This window comes from Ornithinibacter aureus (genome assembly GCF_009858245.1).
Taxonomy (GTDB): domain Bacteria; phylum Actinomycetota; class Actinomycetes; order Actinomycetales; family Dermatophilaceae; genus Fodinibacter; species Fodinibacter aureus.
Genome location: NZ_VMSB01000001.1, coordinates 2280795 through 2300922 on the forward strand (window position 1 = coordinate 2280795; position 20128 = coordinate 2300922).

A 20128-nucleotide genomic window follows, 5' to 3' on the forward strand; every position below is an offset into this window, starting at 1 on the left:
TCGTGCCGCAGCGCCTACGAGTATGAGCGAGCCGAACTTCTCCTGGACCTGGAAACTGTCGAGAGCGCACTAGCTGGGTCCACGGGAACGTACAGACAACAGCGAGCGGTCGAGTCGGCCCACCGTCAGCTGACATGGGCTCTTCTGCGTTACCCGTACGAACCCACCAAGAACCAAGTGCGAGCGGCCCGGTAAGCGGAAAGCCGCTACCGCCGTGGCGGCCAGTCGGCGCCGCAAGCCCTCGATGTCGGTACCCCCAAGTAGCGTGGAGGGACTGACGCGCTTGGAGAATGAGGAGCGATCGCTATGGACAGGTGCGACTGCGGACAGCGCCCACTGCGCTCCTCCCATCGTGATCGTGGGAATTCGCCCTCGAATGCAGCATCAGGCATTTCCGACTTGGAGCTCTTCGACCTCGCCTCTTGGGGTCCCCCGGCACGGGGGTGAGTATGGATGTCCAACGTCGCCTCGAGTGACACTGCGGAGTTGCTGCAGCACTTCCATGAGCTTCTCAGCGTGCAGTTCAGTGACCTTAGGGATGCCCGGGCCGCCCTTGATCGCGTCTCGCCAGTCTTCGCCCTGGAGCATGACCTGTCGAAGGATGACCTCGAACTCCTCAAGCTCGCCGTGCGTGAGGCGATCAAGAACAACCACATCACGCGCTACCACCGGACATGGTTGCCGTTCGTCGTCTACGCGGCCGAGATGGGGTATGGATACGTCGGTGACGAGTACTGGACGACGTTTTCTTCACTGACGCCTCGTTGGACCAGTCAGGAGCGCTCCACCATCCGCGCTTGGTTTGTTCGCTTCCATGACCAGTTCGGCGGCGCTCGCCCGACCGGCGCGTGGGCGAACCAGTTCACGATCATCGCGTGGCCGATCACCCACGCCGTGCTGCCAGTGGATCTCCAACGTCAGTTGGCCGAGTTGCTCTACAACTTCCGCACTGGGCTGACCACTGCGCTGCTGAACGACCCCGACGAGCTAGGCATCCGCCTGGCCGCACGTTCGGGCTGGTATAGCTCCCGATTCCGCAACTTCTGCCAGAACCCGCAACTTCTGGGCCAGGTGGCAGCAGCGCTGCTCTCCGGCGCTGACAGCGGTTCGCCGTACCTCGTGAGGTCCACCTTGGCCCGTCTAATTGCGGGCCTGTCGCATGAGCGCCAGGCGCGGCAATGGCTGACCTCTGCCCAGCGGGCTGCCAACCGCGTACGCGCCGCTGGCTTCTCGCGCTCCCCGTCAGCGGGGAACCATAGCCCCGCAAGCACGGCGCGCCTGCCACGCGCCACCGATCCGCGGCTGTTCTTACGCCGTCTCGATGGCGCGTGGTACGCCTATGCCGAGTTGCCGGACATGACCCCGCTCAGCGAGCGACTGCCGCACGTCTACGACGAACTGCGGACCAAGCGGGCCCGGGTCAACGGTGGAGGCCGTCCAGTTCCCACGGGTGGCCTCGTGTACGGCGGGCAAGAAGTGCGCTTCGAGACCTGGCCAGACATCATGAAGCCCTTCGTCCAGTTGGAGCGCGGCACCGAAGCCGTCAATTCCCTCATCGCCGACCAGGCAGTTATGTCGGGTGGGCCGTGGTGGCTGTTCCGGCAACAGACATCTGGTCACGCGATCGAGGTGAAGGGCCGTTTCTTACGCCCCGGCGTCCGCTACATCCTGATTGGCATGGCCGACCGGGAACCTCCCAGCGTGCCCTGGTGCACCCCGACCATTCTGGCCGTGGACGGCGCCAAGGCCTGGCGCCTGAACGTGCCGGATCCACTCCCCGACCAAGATGCGCAGGCGCTCGTTGCGCAGGGCCTCTCATCGCTGGCCACCGTGGCCATTCGGCCAGTCGGACTCGTTGCGAGCGCGTGGGACGGCGAGGGTGCCGTCGAGTCGCTGGCCGGCGAACCGGCAATCATCGGTATTCGCGCGGAGGTCGCGCCGGAGCGCTGTCTCGTCACGATCGACGGCGACCCGCACTTCGTGCCGTGGCCCGACGGCCAGGCCGATCTGATCCTGTCGCTCGCGTCCCTTGACGTCGGCTCACACACCGTCGCTGCGACGCTCATCGGCGCAGACAACGGGGTACTAACCCGGGGTGACTTGGTCATCACGATCCGCGATCCTCAGGTCCGCCCGGAGAACGCCACGGTTGGCGAAGGCATTCGCCTGCTGGCGTCTCCTGCTCGACCCACCCTGAGCGAACTCTGGGACGAGCGCGCCACCGTCACGGTGCACGGTCCTCCAGAGACGAACGCCGAGATGATCGTCACACTGCTCGACGAAGACCGTCTCGAACTGGGCGCAACCCGTCGCAAAGTGACGCTGCCCATCGAAGAAGACGAGTGGGCATCCCTCGCTCGGGGGATACGACTGGAGAACGCCTTCAAGGCGCACTACGACGACGCGCACTGGTGCACGGTGACGGTCCAGCGTGACGGCATCGGCGTGGCGTCGCTCAGCTGTGAGCGGGAGTTTCAGCCACTGTGCTGGCGCTTCCGCAGGGAACACGACGGCAGTTACGTCGCACGGCTACATGACCAGACAGATGGCGATCAGACGACGGTCGAATTCTTCGACGTCGAGCAGCCGCTCGCGGCGGTCCGTCACCGACAAGGCGTGGACATCGCGCTCCCGGTCCGCGGCGGACTACTCCGTGCAACTGCGGGCGGCATCACGACCGCAGCCCTGGCACCAACGCAGCCCAATGAGGTGTTCGCGCTCGGGTCAGTTAGTCCGCATGTGCCGTTCGGCGACCGATCGACAGCGGGCATCATGCGCCTCGCGGACGCCCACTGGCTCTGGATGAGTGCCGACTTGCCAGCCGATCCTTTTGCCGTCAGTCAGCAACAGATGGCACTGAGCGCTATAACACGCGCGGTATCGATGCTGCTCACCGGCTCGCACTGGGCCGCCATCGAGCGCAAGCTCGCCACCGCCGACGCCGAGTGGGTGCTGGATCACCTCGACGAGATGGAGCGGGTCATCGGCACGTCCCCTGCGCATCTTGCGCTGGGGAAACGCATTAGCCACAACCTCTACGACTGGTCCGTGCCTGAGAAGATCCTCCCCGGCTTCGCCGAGGTCATCACCCCCACTCTTCGGGAGTCTGGCATCGACAACGCGTCAGCACCCCGGTTCTTGCTCACTATGGCGGGCCGCCTCGGTTACATCACCCAGCCATGGTCCGGGCCGGATCGGAACGCCATGCTGGACCGCATCAAGCAGTCCCCTGTGCTGCTGCGAGCGGCGCGCTACGCCGTGATCGGGTCCCGCGCCTACGCCGACCCCGACGAAGCACAGCGAGGCTTCTAATGACGATCTCCAGCCTGTCACCGGACGAGGCCGCCGCGCTGAGTGTGCGAACGCTTGGCATGGACCCTGAACTCGTGGGCCTGAGCACGCTCGAGGGACTCGCCGCGTCCTTGCGTCGTGCGGCGTCCTTCATGTGCCCAACCAGTCCGAGCCGCCTCATCGACGCGGTGCTCGCCGCTTTGCGCCCGCTGACTGACGGCGATCTCGCGCGGGACGCGGTGGCCGACTTGCTCGACCTTCTTATTGCATCTGGCGACCTGCTCGAGCTACGCGAGGAGTTGCAGGGACGCATGGTCCGTCTCGTCTACTTGGGACCGCCCTCGTACGTCGAGAGGGCACCTGGAACCTACATGTTGCTGGGCGTTCGACCGTTTGGCGCTTGGCTCGTCAGCGCAGATCTCGCAGCCCAGATCATCCGAGAAGGTCACGCTCGCCTGATTGAACTCGACGCAGCCCAAGCGACCGAAACGTTCAGGGCCGCTGGCTTGCAGCGACTCGATCGGCAGCGATGGGTGGCTAGTCCGGCAGTCGAGCCCGCGAGCCGCCTCGTACGCCGAATCTCTGAGCGGCTCGACGTGGCTGGTCGAGGCGGTGAGATCGAGGGGCTTCAGATCCTCGATCCGACCACACCCGTTCGCTACTACCGAGGTCGCTGGCGCGAGCCCCGCCCGAGCGACAGCGGCGACTTCGTCGCGCGGCGACCGCAGGCCTACGGCGCCGATTTATGGAGTGTCGTGCGGATCGAAGACGGGGCCGCGACCCGCATTTTTCAACTCCCCGTCGACGACCCAGTTTTGCCAGCCCGCGACGAGGCGTGGCGACTCCAGTTGGCCATCGACTCAGAACGAGGCTTCCCGCAACGCTACTCCGCCGAGCCTTTCGCCGGTGGCGGCTCACGTGTCGTCAAGTTCTTCTCGCCGATCCCAGGATTCGCCGAGCGGTACCTTCAACTCGTCGGCATGCCTTTGGCCGGGACCCCGGGCGCTCTGTTCGCTTTCCGTGTGCCGGATGCCGCAATGCCCGACCTGACCCAACTGCTTACCGAACTGCTCTGGATGGAGCCGGTCCCCAAGGAGACGAAATGACGGCAGTCGACGCACCGACCATCGCCGAGACGGTAGATGACATCCGAGCCTCGCTGCGTGACTACATCGAGGCCACGTACCACGTCGGCCATCCCCAGGTCATCGAGCAGCGCCGCCGGCTGCTAGAGACTGAGGGCGTCATCTACCGGGAGCCCTTCATCGAGAGCACCCCGCGCTACCGCACCGACCGGAAGTTTGCAGACCTCGAACTCGACTTGTCGGTACAGACGCTCTTCGGCGCCTTGACGCAAAGGATCGGCGGGCTGAACTCGCTGTTGTTCGACCCGCCGTATACCCATCAGGCGGAGGCACTCGAATACGCCTCCCGCGACGGATCCAGCCTGGCGATCACGACCGGTACGGGTTCCGGTAAAACCGAGTCGTTCCTGCTCCCCATGCTTGCCAAGCTGGCAAAGGAAGCAGCCCGCCACCCGGAGTCGTTCCGAACGCCGGCTGTTCGGGCGATGATCCTCTATCCCATGAACGCCCTGGTCAACGACCAGTTGGGGCGCCTGCGCCTGCTCCTCGGCGACCCACGGGTGACGGCGCAGTTCGACGCCTGGGCAGGACGGCCGGCTCGCTTCGCGCGCTACACAAGCCGAACCCTCTATCCGGGCATCCGTACTCGCGAACGCGACACCCGACGCCTCCACCCGATCGCAGACTTCTACGTCGACATCCACGACCGAGCCGAGAACCCCAGTGCCCAGTACCACGCCGAAGCCAAGGAACTGCGGAGCAAGCTCGTCGCTCGCGGGAAGTGGCCCGCCAAGCCCAACATCCGTGCCTGGTGGGGCGCTCCTAACATGCGCTGGAAGGACCCAAGCGGCAACTTCCAGCGCGGCGTGACGCTGCCAAACGACCCCGAGTTGCTGACTCGACACGAAGTGCTCGCTGCACCGCCGGACGTGCTGATCACCAACTACTCGATGCTGGAGTACATGCTGATGCGGCCGCTTGAGAGGCCGGTCTTCGACCACACCCGCCAGTGGCTCGCGGATAACCCAGAGGAGCGCTTCCTCCTCATCGTTGACGAGGCGCACCTCTACCGAGGATCAGCGGGTGCTGAGGTGGCGCTGCTGCTGCGCCGCCTGCGGACGCGACTCGGAGTCAGCCCGGACCGGCTGCAAGTCATCACGACCAGCGCAAGCTTCAGCGACGCCGAGTATGCCCGCAGGTTTGCAGCGCAGTTGAGCGGCAAGGAAGTCGCCGACTTCCGCACGATTGAGGGCAAGCGTAAGTACCGGGATTCCGCCAGCACCGGCACCGCGGCGGACGCGACACTGCTCAGCGCCGTGCCACTCCGGGACTACTACGACGCCAACGAGGACCCGGCGAAGACCATCGCTGTGTCCGAATTCTTGGTGGCCCGCGGCGTCACGCCAGACGACCGCTCAGTCTCAGCGCTCCTCTACGACGCGCTGCATGAGTACGGCCCCATGAACCAGCTCGTAAACGAAACCATGGACAAGGCACAGCCCGTCAGCGAACTCGGCCCGACATTGTTTCCGGGCGTCGATTCGTCAGTGGCTGACGCGGCTGTCACAACGCTGGTGGCACTCGGCAGCGCGGCCCGAGAGAAGCCCGATGAGGCCGGCCTGTTGCCATGCCGCGTACATGGGTTCTTCCGTGGCCTGCCCGGTCTTTGGGCATGTATCGACACGGACTGTTCGGAACTCGAGGAGTCACTCCGTGGCGGGCCGATCGGCAAGCTCTACTCGCAGCCGCGCGCGACCTGCGGGTGCGGCGCCAGGGTGTTCGAGTACTACACGTGTCGCCACTGCGGTACCTCGTACGTCCGGGCTTACACGGACGACGCGGCCGAGCCGAGCTTCCTCTGGCATGAGCAGGGCGGGGCGTTTCAAGCCGCAGCTGGGGCGGTGAAAGAGCTGCAGCCGCTGGATCTCCTCCTGGAGGAGCCAACCGAGTTGGTGCAGCGTGCCGATATAGACCTGGTTACCGGCGCGCTGGATGCCGAGCGCCTTGGTGACCGCCACCGATTGGTCTACATCCCCCACAACCGAGCCGGTGAGACCGTGCACTCAGAGAATGAGGACGACGAGCCTGAGGACGTTCAGGCCAACGGCGAGTTCCGTCCCTGCGGTGTCTGCGGGCGTCACGCCGGGTTCGGTCGTTCGTCGGTGCAGGATCACCAGACGAAGGGCGACCAGCCGTTCCAGGCTTTGGTGACCCGGCAGATTGAGGTCCAGCCTCCGAGCAAGGCCTACTCCGACTTCGCGCCGCTTCGCGGACGCAAGGTGCTGGCGTTCTCTGATTCGCGGCAGGTCGCGGCCCGCTTGGCGCCGAATCTTCAGACCTACTCGATGCGCGACGTCATCCGTCCCCTGATCATCCGAGGTTGGGCGGAGTTGTCTTCCAAGAACCTGATCCGCAACCAACTCAGCCTGCAGAACATGTTTCTCGCGACCATGGTCGGCGCAGCGATCCTGAAGGTGCGTCTGCGGCCCGAACTGCGCGGCGCTGAGTCGATGGACGTCATGCGAGCAGTCACGACCGCCGTCGAGGGCGGGGCGTTCACGAGTGACGATCTGAGCCAGCTCATCGGCCTGGTCATGTTGCAGGACGAGCCGCCGCTCGCGCTGCTCAAGGGGATGTACGCCACCCTGACCGACCGCTACTACGGGCTGGCGTCACTCGGGTTGGCATCGATCAAGGAAACGGGCGCTAAGACCACCAAGTTGCTCGCGGACCTGCCACCCATTCCCGGTGTGGCCACTACCGATGACGAGAAGCTCGCGCTGGTGCGGATGTGGCTCGGCTTCTGGACGACCAAGGGCATCTGGTTCAGCGCCATGCAGGAAGGTGAGTGGTGGAATGTCCCCCGCGGCGTCCTGCCGCACTCCGGCAAGTTCGGCAATCTCGCCAAGTGGCTCCCGGACGCGCCCAGCCGCAAGCAGTTCGCCGATGACTGGCTGCCCATCCTGCTGCGCGAACTCTGCGAGTCGAAGGACGGAAGGCACCGTCTGCTAGCCCGCAATGTCGCCCTCGATACGGGCGGCGACTGGGGCTACTGCGAACACTGCCGCTACACGCAGCGGCCGTTCCCCGGCGTGGCTCGGTGCGTCAACTGTCGCACCGATCAGGTGCGAGTGCTCGACCCCAACACCGACGACGTGTTCAAGGCACGAAAGGGCTACTACCGCGCCAGCACGGTTCGGGCAATGGAGTCCGACGTGATGCCCATGAGCATCATCGCTCGGGAGCACACGGCACAACTGAACTCCGCACAGTCGGATGAGGTGTTCTCCCGAGCGGAGCAGTACGAGTTGCTGTTCCAGGACGTCAACGTGACACTGCCCAACCAGGCGGACCGCGAGCAGCCAGCCATCGACGTCCTGTCGTGCACGACCACGATGGAGGTCGGTATTGACATCGGCAGCCTGTCCGGAGTCGCGCTTCGCAACATGCCGCCGTCACGCGCCAACTACCAGCAGCGAGCTGGACGTGCTGGACGTCGCGGAAATGCCGTTGCCACGGTGATTGCCTTCGGCAGCGCCGACACTCACGACGACCAGTACTTCCGCGAACCCGCGGCCATGATCCGCGGCGACGTGGATGACCCGGCACTCACCATGGACAACGACGAGATCGCGCGTCGACACGTTTCGGCCTACCTGCTGCAGCGGTACCACCAGGATCGGCTGCCTCAGATCGACCCCGAGGACCAGCCGCAACTGTTCGAGGTGCTTGGCACGGTCCCTGGCTTTGTCGGCTCCGTTTCGCCTCTCAACCGCACAGACTTCGCGGCGTGGATGGGCGAGAACGAGGCGGTGCTGACCGCCGAAGTCGACAGTTGGCTCCCGGCCGAACTCGGGACGCGGCGCGCAGCCATCTTGGACAATTTGGTTGTCGACACGCTGGCAGCGCTGGACAAGGCGCTCCGCGTGGAGAGCAGCGGTGAACTCCCGGCTCCTGAGGCCGGCGACGCGCCCCCGCAGGAGTCGGAAGTCGAGGGCGACGGTCCAGCCGAGGATGGGGCGGAACTACCTGCCGAGGTCCGGGCTGAAACGAACCTGCTCGATCGATTGCTCTACGAGGGCGTCCTGCCTCGCTATGCCTTCCCGACGGACGTCGTCACCTTTCACGTCTTCGATGAGGGTCGCTCGGAAGCCTTCCGCACCGAGTTCCGCTACGAGCCGAGCCAGGGCCTCAACGTGGCGCTCAGCCAGTACGCGCCTGGCAAGGTCGTCTGGATCGACAACCGCGAGTGGACATCGGGAGCGATCTATTCGCCGATGCAGCGGGACCGCACCCGGGCCTGGAACGAGCGCTGGCTGTACTTCGAATGCCCGGTTTGCCACTACGCGATGCACGTCCCGGGTGACCAGGCGGAGGTCCGGGAGGAGCGCGAGTGTCGCGCGTGCGGATCGCAGATGAACCCAGCCATGAACTGGATGCGCCCGCCTGGATTCGCGCACCGGGCCTATACCGATCCCGGCACCAGCCCCGACGACGTGCCCGCCAAGAGCTATGCCACCCGAGCCAAACTGGTCGCGGAGGGGCCGGAGCAGGAGGGCGAATGGTCTCTCGTCAAGCACCGCATCTCCCAGTCCTACGACCGACACACGCTGCTCGTGACAAACACCGGACCCGGATCGGAGGGTTACCGCTACTGCGTCTACTGCGGCGTGATCGAGCCGATGTCCGCGGCCAGCGGCGCACTCGCCGGGGAGCACGTCAAGCCGTATCCCGACCGTGAGCGTGCGTGCACGAGCACGATCCCAACGCGTGGGCTGGTGCTTGGCACCGACTTCAAGTCCGACGTGCTCCTCCTCCGGTTCCGAGTTGACGAGCCGGTGCGGCTGCTCCCCGGACGCCTAGCGACCGACGTGGCGCTGCGCACGATCGCGGAGGCGTTGACCATCGCGGCGACGCAGAAGCTGGGTGTCGAGGCTACGGAGTTGCAGGCGGAGTACCGACCAGCTCTGACGCCTCTCGGACATCGGGGTCTCGAGTCGGAGATCTACCTCTACGACACCTTGGCAGGCGGCGCTGGCTTCACGCGCCGGGTCTTCGACTTCGGCGAGGCGGTCTTCCGCTCGGCACTGGACCGGTTGGAGCACTGCCCGGCTGACTGCGACGAATCCTGCTACCAGTGCCTGCGGAGCTTCCGGAACCGCTTCGAGCACGGGCTACTCGACCGGAAGGTGGGGGCTAGCCTTCTGCGCTACCTGCTCGATGCCAAGGTGCCGACCCTCGACCAAGCCCGCCTCGACCAGTCGGCAAACAAGCTGTTCACGGACATGGAGAGCAGGGCCTTGGACGACGTCGTCCTGGAGAGGGGCGTCACGGTGGACGTGCCGGGAATCGGGGCTGTACCCGCGCCGATCTTGGCCACGAAGGGCAACCAGCAACTGATCATCGGAGTACACGGTCCGCTGACGCTCGACCTCGCACCGACCCGCGAGCTTCACGAAGCCAAGGAGTACGGCGTTCCGGTCAAGCTGGTCGACGACCTGATTATCAGCCGCAACTTGCCATTTGCCACGAGTGACGTGATCCGGCGGCTCTCGTGAGCGACCCGCGAACTTTCGATCCGGGTATCCGCGGATCGGTAGCCGTGTTGCCGGACGTCCCGGCCCTCTGGAGTTACTCATCGCTCAAGGCCGTAGAGACGTGCCCGCGTCGCTACGTGCTGAGCCGCGCTACGTACACCGATCTGTGGGACCGCACTGGCTATCCCGAGGTGCCGAGCCCTGCGGCGTTGTTCGGCGACGTCGTGCATGACTCGCTGGAGGCGATTGTGCGAGCCCTGGCGGCTCAGGGCTGCACGTCAGCGAGCGGGCCAGAAGCGATCTCGGTGCTGAGGGAACTCGGTGGCTACTCCGAGGTCGCGAAGGCGATGCTGGCCAAGCGACTCGCCCGGCTGGACGACAACCCGCGTCTAGCCGGGGGTGGAAGGGAACGCCTGCAGGATCAACTCGAGCATCGAATTCCTGAGGCGCGCGAGGAGGTGCAGCACTACCTGCATCGCATGACCCTGGTTCCAAGGCAGAGCGCTGGATCGGGCCCTAACTCCAGAGGCGCCAGCCCGCGCTACGCGCGCGGCGTCGGCTCGCATCCCGAGGCAACGCTGCAGGCCGACGAGCTTCGAGCGTGGGGGCGCATCGACCTGCTGACAGTCAGGCCGGTGCAAGTCGACATCACCGACTACAAGACCGGCGCCGAAGACGAGAGCCACTTCGATCAACTGCGCTTTTATGCCGTGCTGTGGGACCAAGACAACGTCTCGAATAGCAGCCGAACGCCTCTCGGAACGCTGACCGCGTCCTACCCGAGCCGCGAGGTCACGATCGAGGCCCCCGACGCCGCGCAGGTACAGACCCTCGCCCAACAACTCAGTGCCCGCGTCACAACTGCCGACGAACTCGTTCAATCGGACGAGCCAGCTGCGCGGCCCGGGGACCACTGCGCCTTCTGCGCCGTCCGTCCTCTGTGCACCGCCTACTGGCCGACCACACCCGAACCGGCCAGCTTGAAGCGTGGGAGTTGGTTCGACTTCGAAGGCACAGTCGTCGAGCGCAACGGCATCAAGAGCTGGTGGCTGCACGACCTCGGCCCCCGGAAGGGCCCGTTGCTGTTACGCACAACCTCGGCTCACCACGCCTTCGAACCCGGCCAACGCCTGCGACTCCTCGGCTTGCGGCGCGACGAGGACCCGGACAGCGAAGTAGCGGTTGCCGTGCTGGCGCAGACCTCGGAGGTCTTCCTGGTGACCGGAGAAAGCGACTACTGAGCGAGGGCGGTTCCCGCGGCAACGGTTCCGTTAGGAAGCAGGTCGTCCTCCGGCGGCATCGGCACCCGGGCGCCATGCCTTATCGGTCGCACAAGACTATTCCCGCGCATGGAGTCTTGGACATGCTCCCTTGCCGCCCGTCGATGAGCCCATCGCTCAAACCACCAGGCTGCGACGGCCTCACCGCTATCCGCAGGGGTCGGATCAAGCAGGTAGGCGGGTTCCTGATCGAGCCCAAGCGAATAATCACGGACGTTCTCGACCAACGGCACGCCATACAAGATGCGCTCCCGGCCGTGCTTCAGGAGTTCGTTCGTCGGCCAGCCAAGAGTAGCCAGCCCGAGCCGCACCTTGCGAAGGCGCGGACTAACGCCTTCGCCGAACAGACTGTTGACGCGTACCAATCCGCCGCCGTGCTCGCACAGCCGGACGAGCGCATCGACGGTGGCATCGGAGAAGTGCGACGTCCCGAACGACCGTGATCGACCAAGCTCGTAGAAGCCCATCCGCGCGTTCTCCGGCCCACCCATTGCAGAAGCGGGCCAGAACAGACGGTTGTACTGGCTCGAGCCGGTGCCATACAGCGACGTAGTGCCGACGAACGACAACCGAGCTTCGCGCGTGATCGGACGACCGGCCATGGCCGAGGCGATCTCGCTCGGACGGGCGTACTTGGCTCTGTACGCGGCGAGCACGGTGGGTGACACCGCCAGGGCGCCGACCAGTTTTCCTGCCGCCAGAGCGTTGTACGGCGCGACGGCACCGCAAACGGTCAGGTCTGCGATGACAGTGCCAACGCGCTCACCGCGGGCGCGCCGTGCGAGGCGTCCGATCTGAGTCTTGGCCTTGGGATCGGCGAGGGCCGTTCGCAACCCATCGACGGTCGGCTTCGAGCCCAGGTAACCGCCTACCAATGACTGGATCTCAAGCGTCTCGGCGAGGAGCGCCGACCGCTTCGACCGGAACAGGTGAGTCTCAGCACGCTCCACCCAGGCGTTCGTCTCGATCTTCCGGACCTCGCGGATCACTCCGGCCCGATGGTGCTTGGCGCGGTGCCGCTCGGCATCCGCCTTGAGGCGCGCGATTACTTCCGGCGTGGGCGATTTCAAGTCACCGGGCTGCAGCACCTCGTCGCGAAGCAGGTCGTCGACGTGGATCTCATCGCGCTGTGTCTGGATGCGGCTCACCAGCCACGCCGCGATCTCGGCCGTCGGCTGCGCTTCGATCGCAGTCACGAAATGCTTGGTGTCCCAGCCCATCCAGTTGTCGCGCTCGGCGATCTGGACGACCGCGCTGGAGATGGCCGCCAACCCGATCACCGCGTGATACGGGGTCGCGGCGTCGCGGATCAGGATGGGCATGGATCGGCCTGGCACCGTCAAGTATGCGTTGGACCAGGTGTGGCGGAAATAGCGCCAGATGTCGTGCAGCTTGAAGCCGGTCAGCTCACAGGTGCTGGCGCTATCAACCACCTGCACGTAGGGCCGGATGGTGTCCGTCGCCTCAGGGTGCGCTGCGAGGGCGTCGGCAAGCTCACGGCCGTCACGCATCAGGTTGAAGACCGACACCAGCTTGCCGCCGTGCTGATGACTGCGCTCCATGCTCTGCACGAAGCGCCGGACGCTCGGCTGCCGCAACTGGGCGTCCCGGCGCAGGTGCTCCTGCCGTCGAATGCGGGCCTTCTCGGTGTCCCGGTCGGCGTGGGTGTCGGGCGGACTCAACAGCGGGCCGTACTTGTCGACCTGGACTGTCCACCCCTGGTCGACAAGATCGATAACCGTGTGGGCGGCAGCAGCCAGCGTCGGCTTGTTGTAGAGGTCCGTCAGGTCAGCTGCCGTGAACCAGAACGAGTGGTCGAGCGGTACCTCTGGGCCGAACGATGCGCTAGCCAGCAGGGCGCACAGCCTGGTGAAACCCCGCCGCTCAGCGCTGGTCGCTCCGGTCGGAAGCGTGAGGGGAACGTACTTGGTGTCGACGTCGGTCATGACTTCTGCAGCATCCGTCCGTATGTGCTGCTCCAAGCATGCACGAGGTCATCCAGCGGCTGCCCCGCCTGCTCAAACTGCACCGCGCTGCGCGCGAAGGACAAGAGGAATAGTTCGAGGGACGTGCGCAGTTCGGCTGCCGCCTCGCCCTCAATAGCCTGCAGCGGCTGGTACAGCGCCGCGAAAGCTGGGTGGTCAGCATTCATTGTCAAGTCGAGGGTGCGGTCCGACAGTGCCGACTGGAACATTGCCTGCATTGGGAGCGCATCCGACCCCAGCCGATACTGGATCGCACCACTGCGTCCGGGTGACGGAATGACGGGTAGGTCGGGATCGGCTGCCGTGGCGATGCGACACGATGCCTCGGCGGCGGCCTGGAACTTCACATCCTCGAAGGCCTGACGAACGCGGGCATTGAGCATCCGGGCGATGGATTCCAATTCCGGCTCGATCGCCTCGCGAAGCATCGCCGAGGGCCGGATCCCTTGCTTGTTGATCGTGATGCCGAAGTGCTCATCGAGCCTCGGATCGAACTCGATCTCGCAGCGCCACCAGTCGTCGTAGTTCTCCTTGCGCTTACCGCCCATGAGATACCAACCGCTGGCGATCTCCCGTCCAGCGCGCAGGATCGAGACACCGCCACCGCCGACAATGCCGACGCGACGCTTGGTGACGTTGTCGAGGTGGTGCCACGCCTGCACGGGGAGCATCGCGAAGCGGACCGTCACGACGGCCGTGCCGCTGCACGCAGTCTCCAACTCGTAGCGGAGTTCGTCGAAGGCGAGGCGTGCAGATGTGCCCTCGACCCGCGTGGTCAACAGCGTGGGGTCCACCGCGTCCACCGGCGTCCCGTTGATCGTCATGCGCAAGCCCGAGACGAGGAAGCGCCGGTACATGCGCCCCAAATCACGGTGCAACGACCGCTCGAGCCAAGCCAGGCGGCGATACTCGATGCGATCGCAGTGCATCCAGCGGACGCGGCAGCCCGATGGGGTCGAACTGCGCTCTCCCCGGCGGGCAAGGAGCGTCGGGGTACTTCCGGCTACGACAGCGTCGACATCGAGGGCGACAGTGCGCTCGTAACCTCCGTCGCGCCATGCGGTGACCTCGACGCGACGGCATTGGCTCAGGCTGGCGGCCGGAAGCCCCATGCCGAACCGACCGAATGACTGGCGGGCATCGAATCGGGAGGACCCTCCGAAACGCAGGCAGAGTTCCAACTCCGCCTTGGTCATGCCTTCGCCGTCGTCCTCCACCACGATCTCGGGAAGGGCATCGGCCGAGTCCCGACTGATCGAGATAGCCACTTCGGTAGCCGACGCCTGAATGGAGTTGTCGACCAGTTCAGCCAGCGCAGTCGAGATGCTGAGGTAGCCCGACTCGCGCACAGCCCGGATGAAATTGGAGGAGACTAGAAGGTCGGGTGCTTGTTGACTCATCACCCCTCCTCTGGGCAACTCGGTTGGTTCAGGGTAGCTCGCTGAAGGGGCGGCTGTCACCTTCTGCGCGCCCAATTTGCGGACTATGCCCGGGCCGAGATCGTCACCGTGATCCGTTTGGTTTTGGCCGGTTCGGTGAGGTCGAGGCCCTCCCCGTTGGCGAGCACGAGGCGCACGGTCGGGGGAGCAGACCCCACGGCCATCACGTACGGCTCGGCGTTCGGCAGCCACACCATCTTGCCAGTTCTTTGGAGATCGATCGCCATTTCGTGCCCAGTCGTGGTCACAGTGAAGTGCCGGTCTGACACCGCCGAGGACTCGATGGTGTCGCCCGCCAGAGCCTCTGGCATGGGCGAGAACGACTTCAGCGAGTTGATCCCCAGCACCTGCAGCACGGCGATCTCTTCGCCTTCGAGGCGCGCCAGGATGGCCTGAATCTCATCGAGGGTCTGGATCGCGACCATGAGACCATCCTTACGCACCCACGGCCAAGGACTGCGCCCAGGGCATACCCCGGCACACCGTCAGTCGCTGTCCCCCGGTTCAACGCTTGATAGACCCGCGAGCGGACGGACAACGCAACGTTCCCAACGGCTATGCAGTCGACCGGCGTGCACGGGGGCCAACACTCCCGGTCAACACGAGCGATGGCGACCCGCACCCTGCGACGGGAACTTAAAGTTCATCGGGCAAGAGTTCAATCTTGGCTGCATCTCGACATCTAGAAGCCGCCGTCGCGCGCCATGTTGTTGAACCGGCTGTAGTGCCCCTGGAACGCCAAGACAATGTCCTTGGTCGGGCCGTTTCGGTGCTTGGCCACAATCACGTCGGCCTCGCCGTCGCGCTCGGGGTCGGAGCGGTCACGGTGCAGCAAGATCACCATGTCCGCGTCCTGCTCGATCGAGTTGTGCACGGCGATGCCATCCGCGATGAAGTTGTGGCAGTCGAGCACGGTCGCATCGAAGACCTCCTCAACGCCGTCGACCTCGACCGACACGACCTCGTCCCAGAACACGTCGTTGGTAGCGGCCATCTCCAGATCCGCCTCTTCAAGGACGTCGGCGACCACGGCCAGACGACTCCGCGAAGGCTCCGAGACGTAGTGCTGGAACGCGCCCCCCGGCATCCCGAGACCAGACTCGAGGTGACGACTCGTCAGGCCGCTTCCGGACATCGACTCGCGGAGGTCGTCCCACAGGTCCGGCGGGACCGCGGTGCCGTCGGCGCGGGTCAGGGAGCGGACGATCTGCAGCAAGGCATCCGCCCGCTCCTCGTGGCCTCCACCAAGACCGACCTCCTGGAGGAAGCGGCGCTGACTGTCGGGCCCGGCGATCTCGAGGAGGAGCCGCGCGGTGCTGTCCTTCGCGCGTTCAGCAGTGACGTTCGTCTGGATTCCGAACCGAAGAAGGAGACGACTGACGCCATCGGCGACTCTCCGCGAGCCCACGGGGTAGGTGATGCGCCCACCCGAACCGTCCGCATCGACCGAAACCGCGCCAGCAGCAGACCACAGGTGACGGACGAAGAGCGCGATCTGGCGCTTGGGGAGGCTGAACACCTCATCGGGGACCCCGACGACCCCAGTCGCGCGACCCGCATCCGCCTGGCCGAACCCATCGAGCCAGTGAGCTACCTCGTTCGCGACGCCAGGCGTCGCGACATGCAGCTCGATGAATGAGCCGTCGCCGATGAGGTGAGCGAGCAGGATCACTCGGCTGTCGTCCCAGTCCGTCACCTGCAACGGCGAGGGCACGTGCCTCGGGACCGCGACCCGGTCGCCGGTGCGCAGCGCCGCCAAAGGCTCCCACCCGGCATACGTGAGAAAGGGGTGATTCTCGGTGGCCCGCACCGTCTTGCCCGAGGCGAGGGTGAGCCGCAGGACCGGCGCCATCCCGGTCGAGAAGGCGTGGGTCATGGTGCGCTTGGTGTACCGCAGCCCGTCATCGAGCGCCCACACCGTGATGTCGCGCTCACCACTCGCGCACAACTCGCCGATCGTCGTCTCGGCGCCGGTGTCCGCGCGCAGGATCCGTGTACCGCCTGGCAAGCATCCAGACTCGCGAAGGTCGGACATCTGCGGCCGCTTGTCAGTGCGCTGCTCAGGCCCACGGTTCAGCTGGCTGATCGCGATGACCGGAACCTCGAGCTCCTTGGCGAGCAGCTTGAGCGCGCGCGAGAACTCGGCGACCTCCTGCTGGCGCGACTCGACCTTCTTGCCCGAGCTCATCAGCTGGAGGTAGTCGATGATGACCATCTTGAGGTTGTGCTGCTGCTTGAGCCGGCGGCACTTGGCCCGGATCTCCATGAGCGACATGTTGGGGCTGTCGTCGATGAACAGCGGGCTGTCGGAGATCTTGCCCATGATCCGCGCCAGCTTGTTCCACTGGTCCTGGCTCTTCAGGCCCTTGCGCAGGTCCTGGAGCTGGATCGTCGCCTCGGCCGACAGGATGCGCATGGTGATCTCGGTGCGGCTCATTTCGAGCGAGAACACCGCGGTCGCCATGTTGTGCTTGATGGCCGCTGCGCGGGCGATGTCGATCCCGAGGGTCGAGTTGTGGGTAGGGATCATGGCGCGACTGGCGAGGTACAGTTGCTCATCGTTGTCGACCTCGACGCAGCGCACGGGCACCGAGTCAATTGCCCTGATGTCCTGGACGTACCGCACGTCATGCAGCACCTTCGGACGAAGCCCGAGGTCAACCATGTGCTGGGTCGTGACCACCTGCCCGCCTTCAACAGCCCACTGGTGCTCGGCATCCGCAACGATCACGGTGCCGTCGGAGAACTCCACCTCGAAGCACGGACGGCCGGTCATGACCTCGGTCGCAGCAACAACCCGGGTGGGTCGCCCCGCCGCATCGAGCAGCCTGTCTCCCACCCGCACCTCGCCCATGGTGGTCCACCCATCGGAGGTCGGCAGCGGAGTGTCGAGAGCCAAGGCCTTGCCGACGGCCGGGCGAGCTGCGATGACGATCATCTGCCCCGCGTGCAGCCCGTTGGTCAACTCGTCAAGCTCGAGGAACCCGGTCGGCACGCCGATGAACTCGTCGGTGCGCCCCGCAGCCGCCTCGATCTCCTCCATCGTCTCGTTGAGCAGCTCACCGAGCGCGTGGTAGTCCTCGCCGCCGCGCTTCTCAGCCACCGAGTACACCTCGGCCTGGGCGCGGTTGACGATCTCGTCGATGTCACCCTCGCCCTGGCCGTAGCCCATCTGCACGATGCGGGTGCCGGCCTCGACGAGCCGCCGCAGCACCGCCCGCTCGTGCACGATCTCGGCGTAGTACCCGGCGTTGGCCGCCGTCGGCACCGACTGGATCAACTGGTGCAGGTACGCCTGCCCCCCGACCCTGGTCAGGTCACCGCGCTTGCCCAGCTCATCAGCGACGGTGATCGCATCGGCAGGCTCCCCGCGACCGAAGAGGTCGAGGACGGCGTCGAAGATCAGCTCGTGTGCCGGGCGGTAGAAGTCGTGCGACTTCACGGCCTCGAGGCAGTCGGCGATCGCGTCCTTGTTGAGCAACATCGAGCCGAGCACCGACTGCTCGGCGTTGAGGTCCTGCGGGGGGAGTCGGTCGTCGGGCGGCCCGTCGGACGGGGCGCCGTACGCCGCATTCAACTCCGCAATGGACACTGCACACCTCTTCCGAACTAGCCCTGACGATCATCGGTTCGAGCGGCTCTCGCACCGGCCCAAAGCCGCGTGAACAGCCCATCAGAAGCCACCGACACTCCACCGACGAGCCACGGTAAGCGCTGCCACGAGGTACCCGACACCACCCATGTGCACAACCTGTGGACAAGGTGTGCAAAACGCCGAGCATCGATGTGCACACTCGGTGGACAACCCTGTGGATGTCGCGGTGCAGAATCGATACACAGGCTTCTGACCTGCACAAACGTCGTCCACGCCATGTGGAGTGGAGAAACTTTCGGGCGTGTCTCATCCACATGGCGCCGGTCACGCCGTGGGGGTCACACCACCCTTACCAGCGGGTAGAAATCGATGCGAAACCACCCCTGTGGATAGTCGAGATGCGGTATCGCGGAACATCCGTGGCCTTGGTGGCCAGCACGTCGAGTCGACACCACCGGGGGATCCATGAATCGCACGACCAGCACGCCGACGGCATCCGTCGCACCTCGCGTTCGCAGGTCACACGCGCGCCGACGTCGGATGCCGTTCGCGGCCACCGTGGCCGCCCTCGCCCTGGTCGTGGCCGGGTGCTCGCAGCCCGAGCCTGCGCCGCCCACCACCGCCCCTCCCGCCACGAGCGCTGCACCGTCCCCGACGACCACCCCCACCCCGACGCAGACGGGCCCGGACATCCCCGCCGCTGCACGCACCCAGGACGAGAAGGGCGGCATCGCGTTCGTCAAGTTCTTCATCGACCAGGTCAACGAGAGCTACACCACCCCCCGCGACGACCTCATCCCCGCCCTCAGCGACCCCGAATGCATCTCCTGCGCCGACAGCCAGAGCAAGGCAAAGCAATTTGTGGCCAGCAAGTCACGAGCCGTTGCACCGCCGTACACACCCAGCAAGCTGACCTGGGTCGGGGAGCAGGCAACCGGGGTGTTCATCGTCACGATGACGCTGCGACAGGCCGAGACCGAGATTCGTCTCCTGTCGGGCAAGGCCGCCGGAACCATTCCTGAAGCGAAAGACGACTACCGAGTCGGTATCACGTGGAAGGGGGACCAGTGGATCATCGTTGGTCTGGCAGGCGCCTGATCGCCACCGCACTCCTTGTGGCGTGTGTGGCGCTCCAGACGAGTCCCGCCTTTGCCGCGCACAGAAGCATGGCCACCGCCGAGCAACCCAACACTCCGGTCTTCGACAGCAACATGAACAGCGGGGACGGAGCGACGGTCGGGGCGTCCCGAGATCAGGTCGAGCAGACCATGCGCGCCGGCGAGAAGTCCGGCGCTCAGTACGAGTACCGCAGCTCCTCCTACTGCCAGACCGGAGACCCCGACTCCGGCAACCCCGAGGACGTCTGCCTTCGCGCCTACGTCGTCTGCCAGAACCAAGACATCGATGCGGGCGACGGCCCGGCCACCCGCATCTGGCGCCGCGAGATCACCACTCCCCCATCTCCTTGGGTGCAGCGAGTCGTCACCTGCTTCCCCGACCTCGCCGACGGCCCGTCGGGCCCGACGATGGCCGACATCGCCGCCGCGTTCCACGACACCGACTTCACCAAGGCGACGGTCAACATCCAACCCGAGGGCGACGTCACCCTGGTCACCCTCCCCACCTACTTCGAGGCCCGCTTCCCCGACGCAGGCTTCCAACCCGGAGAAGTCGACACCGTCACCCTCGTCGGCGTCCCCGTCGACATCCGCCCCGGCCTGAACTCGATCACCTACCACCTGGGCGACAGACGCACCCTCGGCCCGACGGCATCCCTCGGCGGGCCCTACCCGAAGGGCGACGTCGTCACGACCTACCCAGGGCAGGCACCTACGACGTGCGAGCCGACGTCACCTACACCGGCCAGTTCCGCATCGGCGGCGGCGAATGGGTCGACATCCCCGGCACCGTGACCA

At 65.6% G+C, this 20128-nt stretch carries 10 protein-coding genes; 6 read left to right on the forward strand and 4 right to left on the reverse strand.

The annotated features are described in order from the left end of the window. Positions 1 to 453: 453 nt before the first annotated feature. Genes C8E84_RS10870 through C8E84_RS10885 form a run of 4 tightly spaced genes read left to right on the forward strand, consistent with a single transcriptional unit; the run spans position 454 to position 11154 of the window. Positions 454 to 3312: a hypothetical protein gene (locus tag C8E84_RS10870; RefSeq protein ID WP_159902059.1), complete on the forward strand. Its 2859-nt coding sequence runs from the start codon at positions 454 to 456 to the stop codon at positions 3310 to 3312. Next, positions 3312 to 4397, forward strand: a complete 1086-nt coding sequence (locus C8E84_RS10875; RefSeq protein WP_159902061.1) for a hypothetical protein — start codon at positions 3312 to 3314, stop codon at positions 4395 to 4397. The genes C8E84_RS10870 and C8E84_RS10875 overlap by 1 nt, the downstream gene beginning before the upstream one ends. Beyond that, complete coding sequence (locus C8E84_RS10880; RefSeq protein WP_159902063.1) at positions 4394 to 9934, forward strand: DEAD/DEAH box helicase; 5541 nt, start codon at positions 4394 to 4396, stop codon at positions 9932 to 9934. The genes C8E84_RS10875 and C8E84_RS10880 overlap by 4 nt, the downstream gene beginning before the upstream one ends. Further along, complete coding sequence (locus C8E84_RS10885; RefSeq protein WP_159902065.1) at positions 9931 to 11154, forward strand: PD-(D/E)XK nuclease family protein; 1224 nt, start codon at positions 9931 to 9933, stop codon at positions 11152 to 11154. The genes C8E84_RS10880 and C8E84_RS10885 overlap by 4 nt, the downstream gene beginning before the upstream one ends. On the opposite strand, the gene C8E84_RS10890 is transcribed toward C8E84_RS10885, so the two are convergent. The 4 genes from C8E84_RS10890 to dnaB form a co-directional block, all read right to left on the reverse strand. After that, positions 11148 to 13139, reverse strand: coding sequence for a Druantia anti-phage system protein DruA (locus tag C8E84_RS10890; protein WP_159902067.1), 1992 nt, complete (start codon positions 13137 to 13139; stop codon positions 11148 to 11150). The genes C8E84_RS10885 and C8E84_RS10890 overlap by 7 nt on opposite strands. After that, positions 13136 to 14578 carry an ATP-binding protein gene (locus C8E84_RS10895; protein ID WP_159902069.1) on the reverse strand — a complete coding sequence of 481 codons (1443 nt, stop codon included), beginning with the start codon at positions 14576 to 14578 and terminating at the stop codon, positions 13136 to 13138. Before C8E84_RS10895 ends, C8E84_RS10890 begins: the two co-directional genes overlap by 4 nt. Positions 14579 to 14661: 83 nt before the next feature. Next, positions 14662 to 15042, reverse strand: coding sequence for a hypothetical protein (locus C8E84_RS10900; RefSeq protein WP_159902071.1), 381 nt, complete (start codon positions 15040 to 15042; stop codon positions 14662 to 14664). Positions 15043 to 15299: 257 nt separating this feature from the next. Next, positions 15300 to 18209, reverse strand: a complete 2910-nt coding sequence (gene dnaB, locus C8E84_RS10905; RefSeq protein WP_211675495.1) for a replicative DNA helicase — start codon at positions 18207 to 18209, stop codon at positions 15300 to 15302. 468 nt (positions 18210 to 18677) lie between these two features. On the opposite strand from dnaB, the gene C8E84_RS10910 reads away from it, so the two are divergent. Then, complete coding sequence (locus C8E84_RS10910) at positions 18678 to 19310, forward strand: DUF6318 family protein (protein ID WP_159902073.1); 633 nt, start codon at positions 18678 to 18680, stop codon at positions 19308 to 19310. Positions 19311 to 19378: 68 nt separating this feature from the next. Next, positions 19379 to 20125 carry a hypothetical protein gene (locus C8E84_RS10915; RefSeq protein ID WP_159902075.1) on the forward strand — a complete coding sequence of 249 codons (747 nt, stop codon included), beginning with the start codon at positions 19379 to 19381 and terminating at the stop codon, positions 20123 to 20125. The last annotated feature ends 3 nt before the right edge of the window (positions 20126 to 20128 follow it).

Coding starts and splice junctions, on each gene's coding strand:
- C8E84_RS10870 (WP_159902059.1), top strand. CDS start 454: ATGTCCAACGTCGCCTCGAGTGACACTGCGGAGTTGCTGCAGCACTTC.
- C8E84_RS10875 (WP_159902061.1), top strand. CDS start 3,312: ATGACGATCTCCAGCCTGTCACCGGACGAGGCCGCCGCGCTGAGTGTG.
- C8E84_RS10880 (WP_159902063.1), top strand. CDS start 4,394: ATGACGGCAGTCGACGCACCGACCATCGCCGAGACGGTAGATGACATC.
- C8E84_RS10890 (WP_159902067.1), bottom strand. CDS start 13,139: ATGACCGACGTCGACACCAAGTACGTTCCCCTCACGCTTCCGACCGGA.
- C8E84_RS10895 (WP_159902069.1), bottom strand. CDS start 14,578: ATGAGTCAACAAGCACCCGACCTTCTAGTCTCCTCCAATTTCATCCGG.
- C8E84_RS10900 (WP_159902071.1), bottom strand. CDS start 15,042: ATGGTCGCGATCCAGACCCTCGATGAGATTCAGGCCATCCTGGCGCGC.
- C8E84_RS10910 (WP_159902073.1), top strand. CDS start 18,678: ATGAATCGCACGACCAGCACGCCGACGGCATCCGTCGCACCTCGCGTT.
- C8E84_RS10915 (WP_159902075.1), top strand. CDS start 19,379: ATGGCCACCGCCGAGCAACCCAACACTCCGGTCTTCGACAGCAACATG.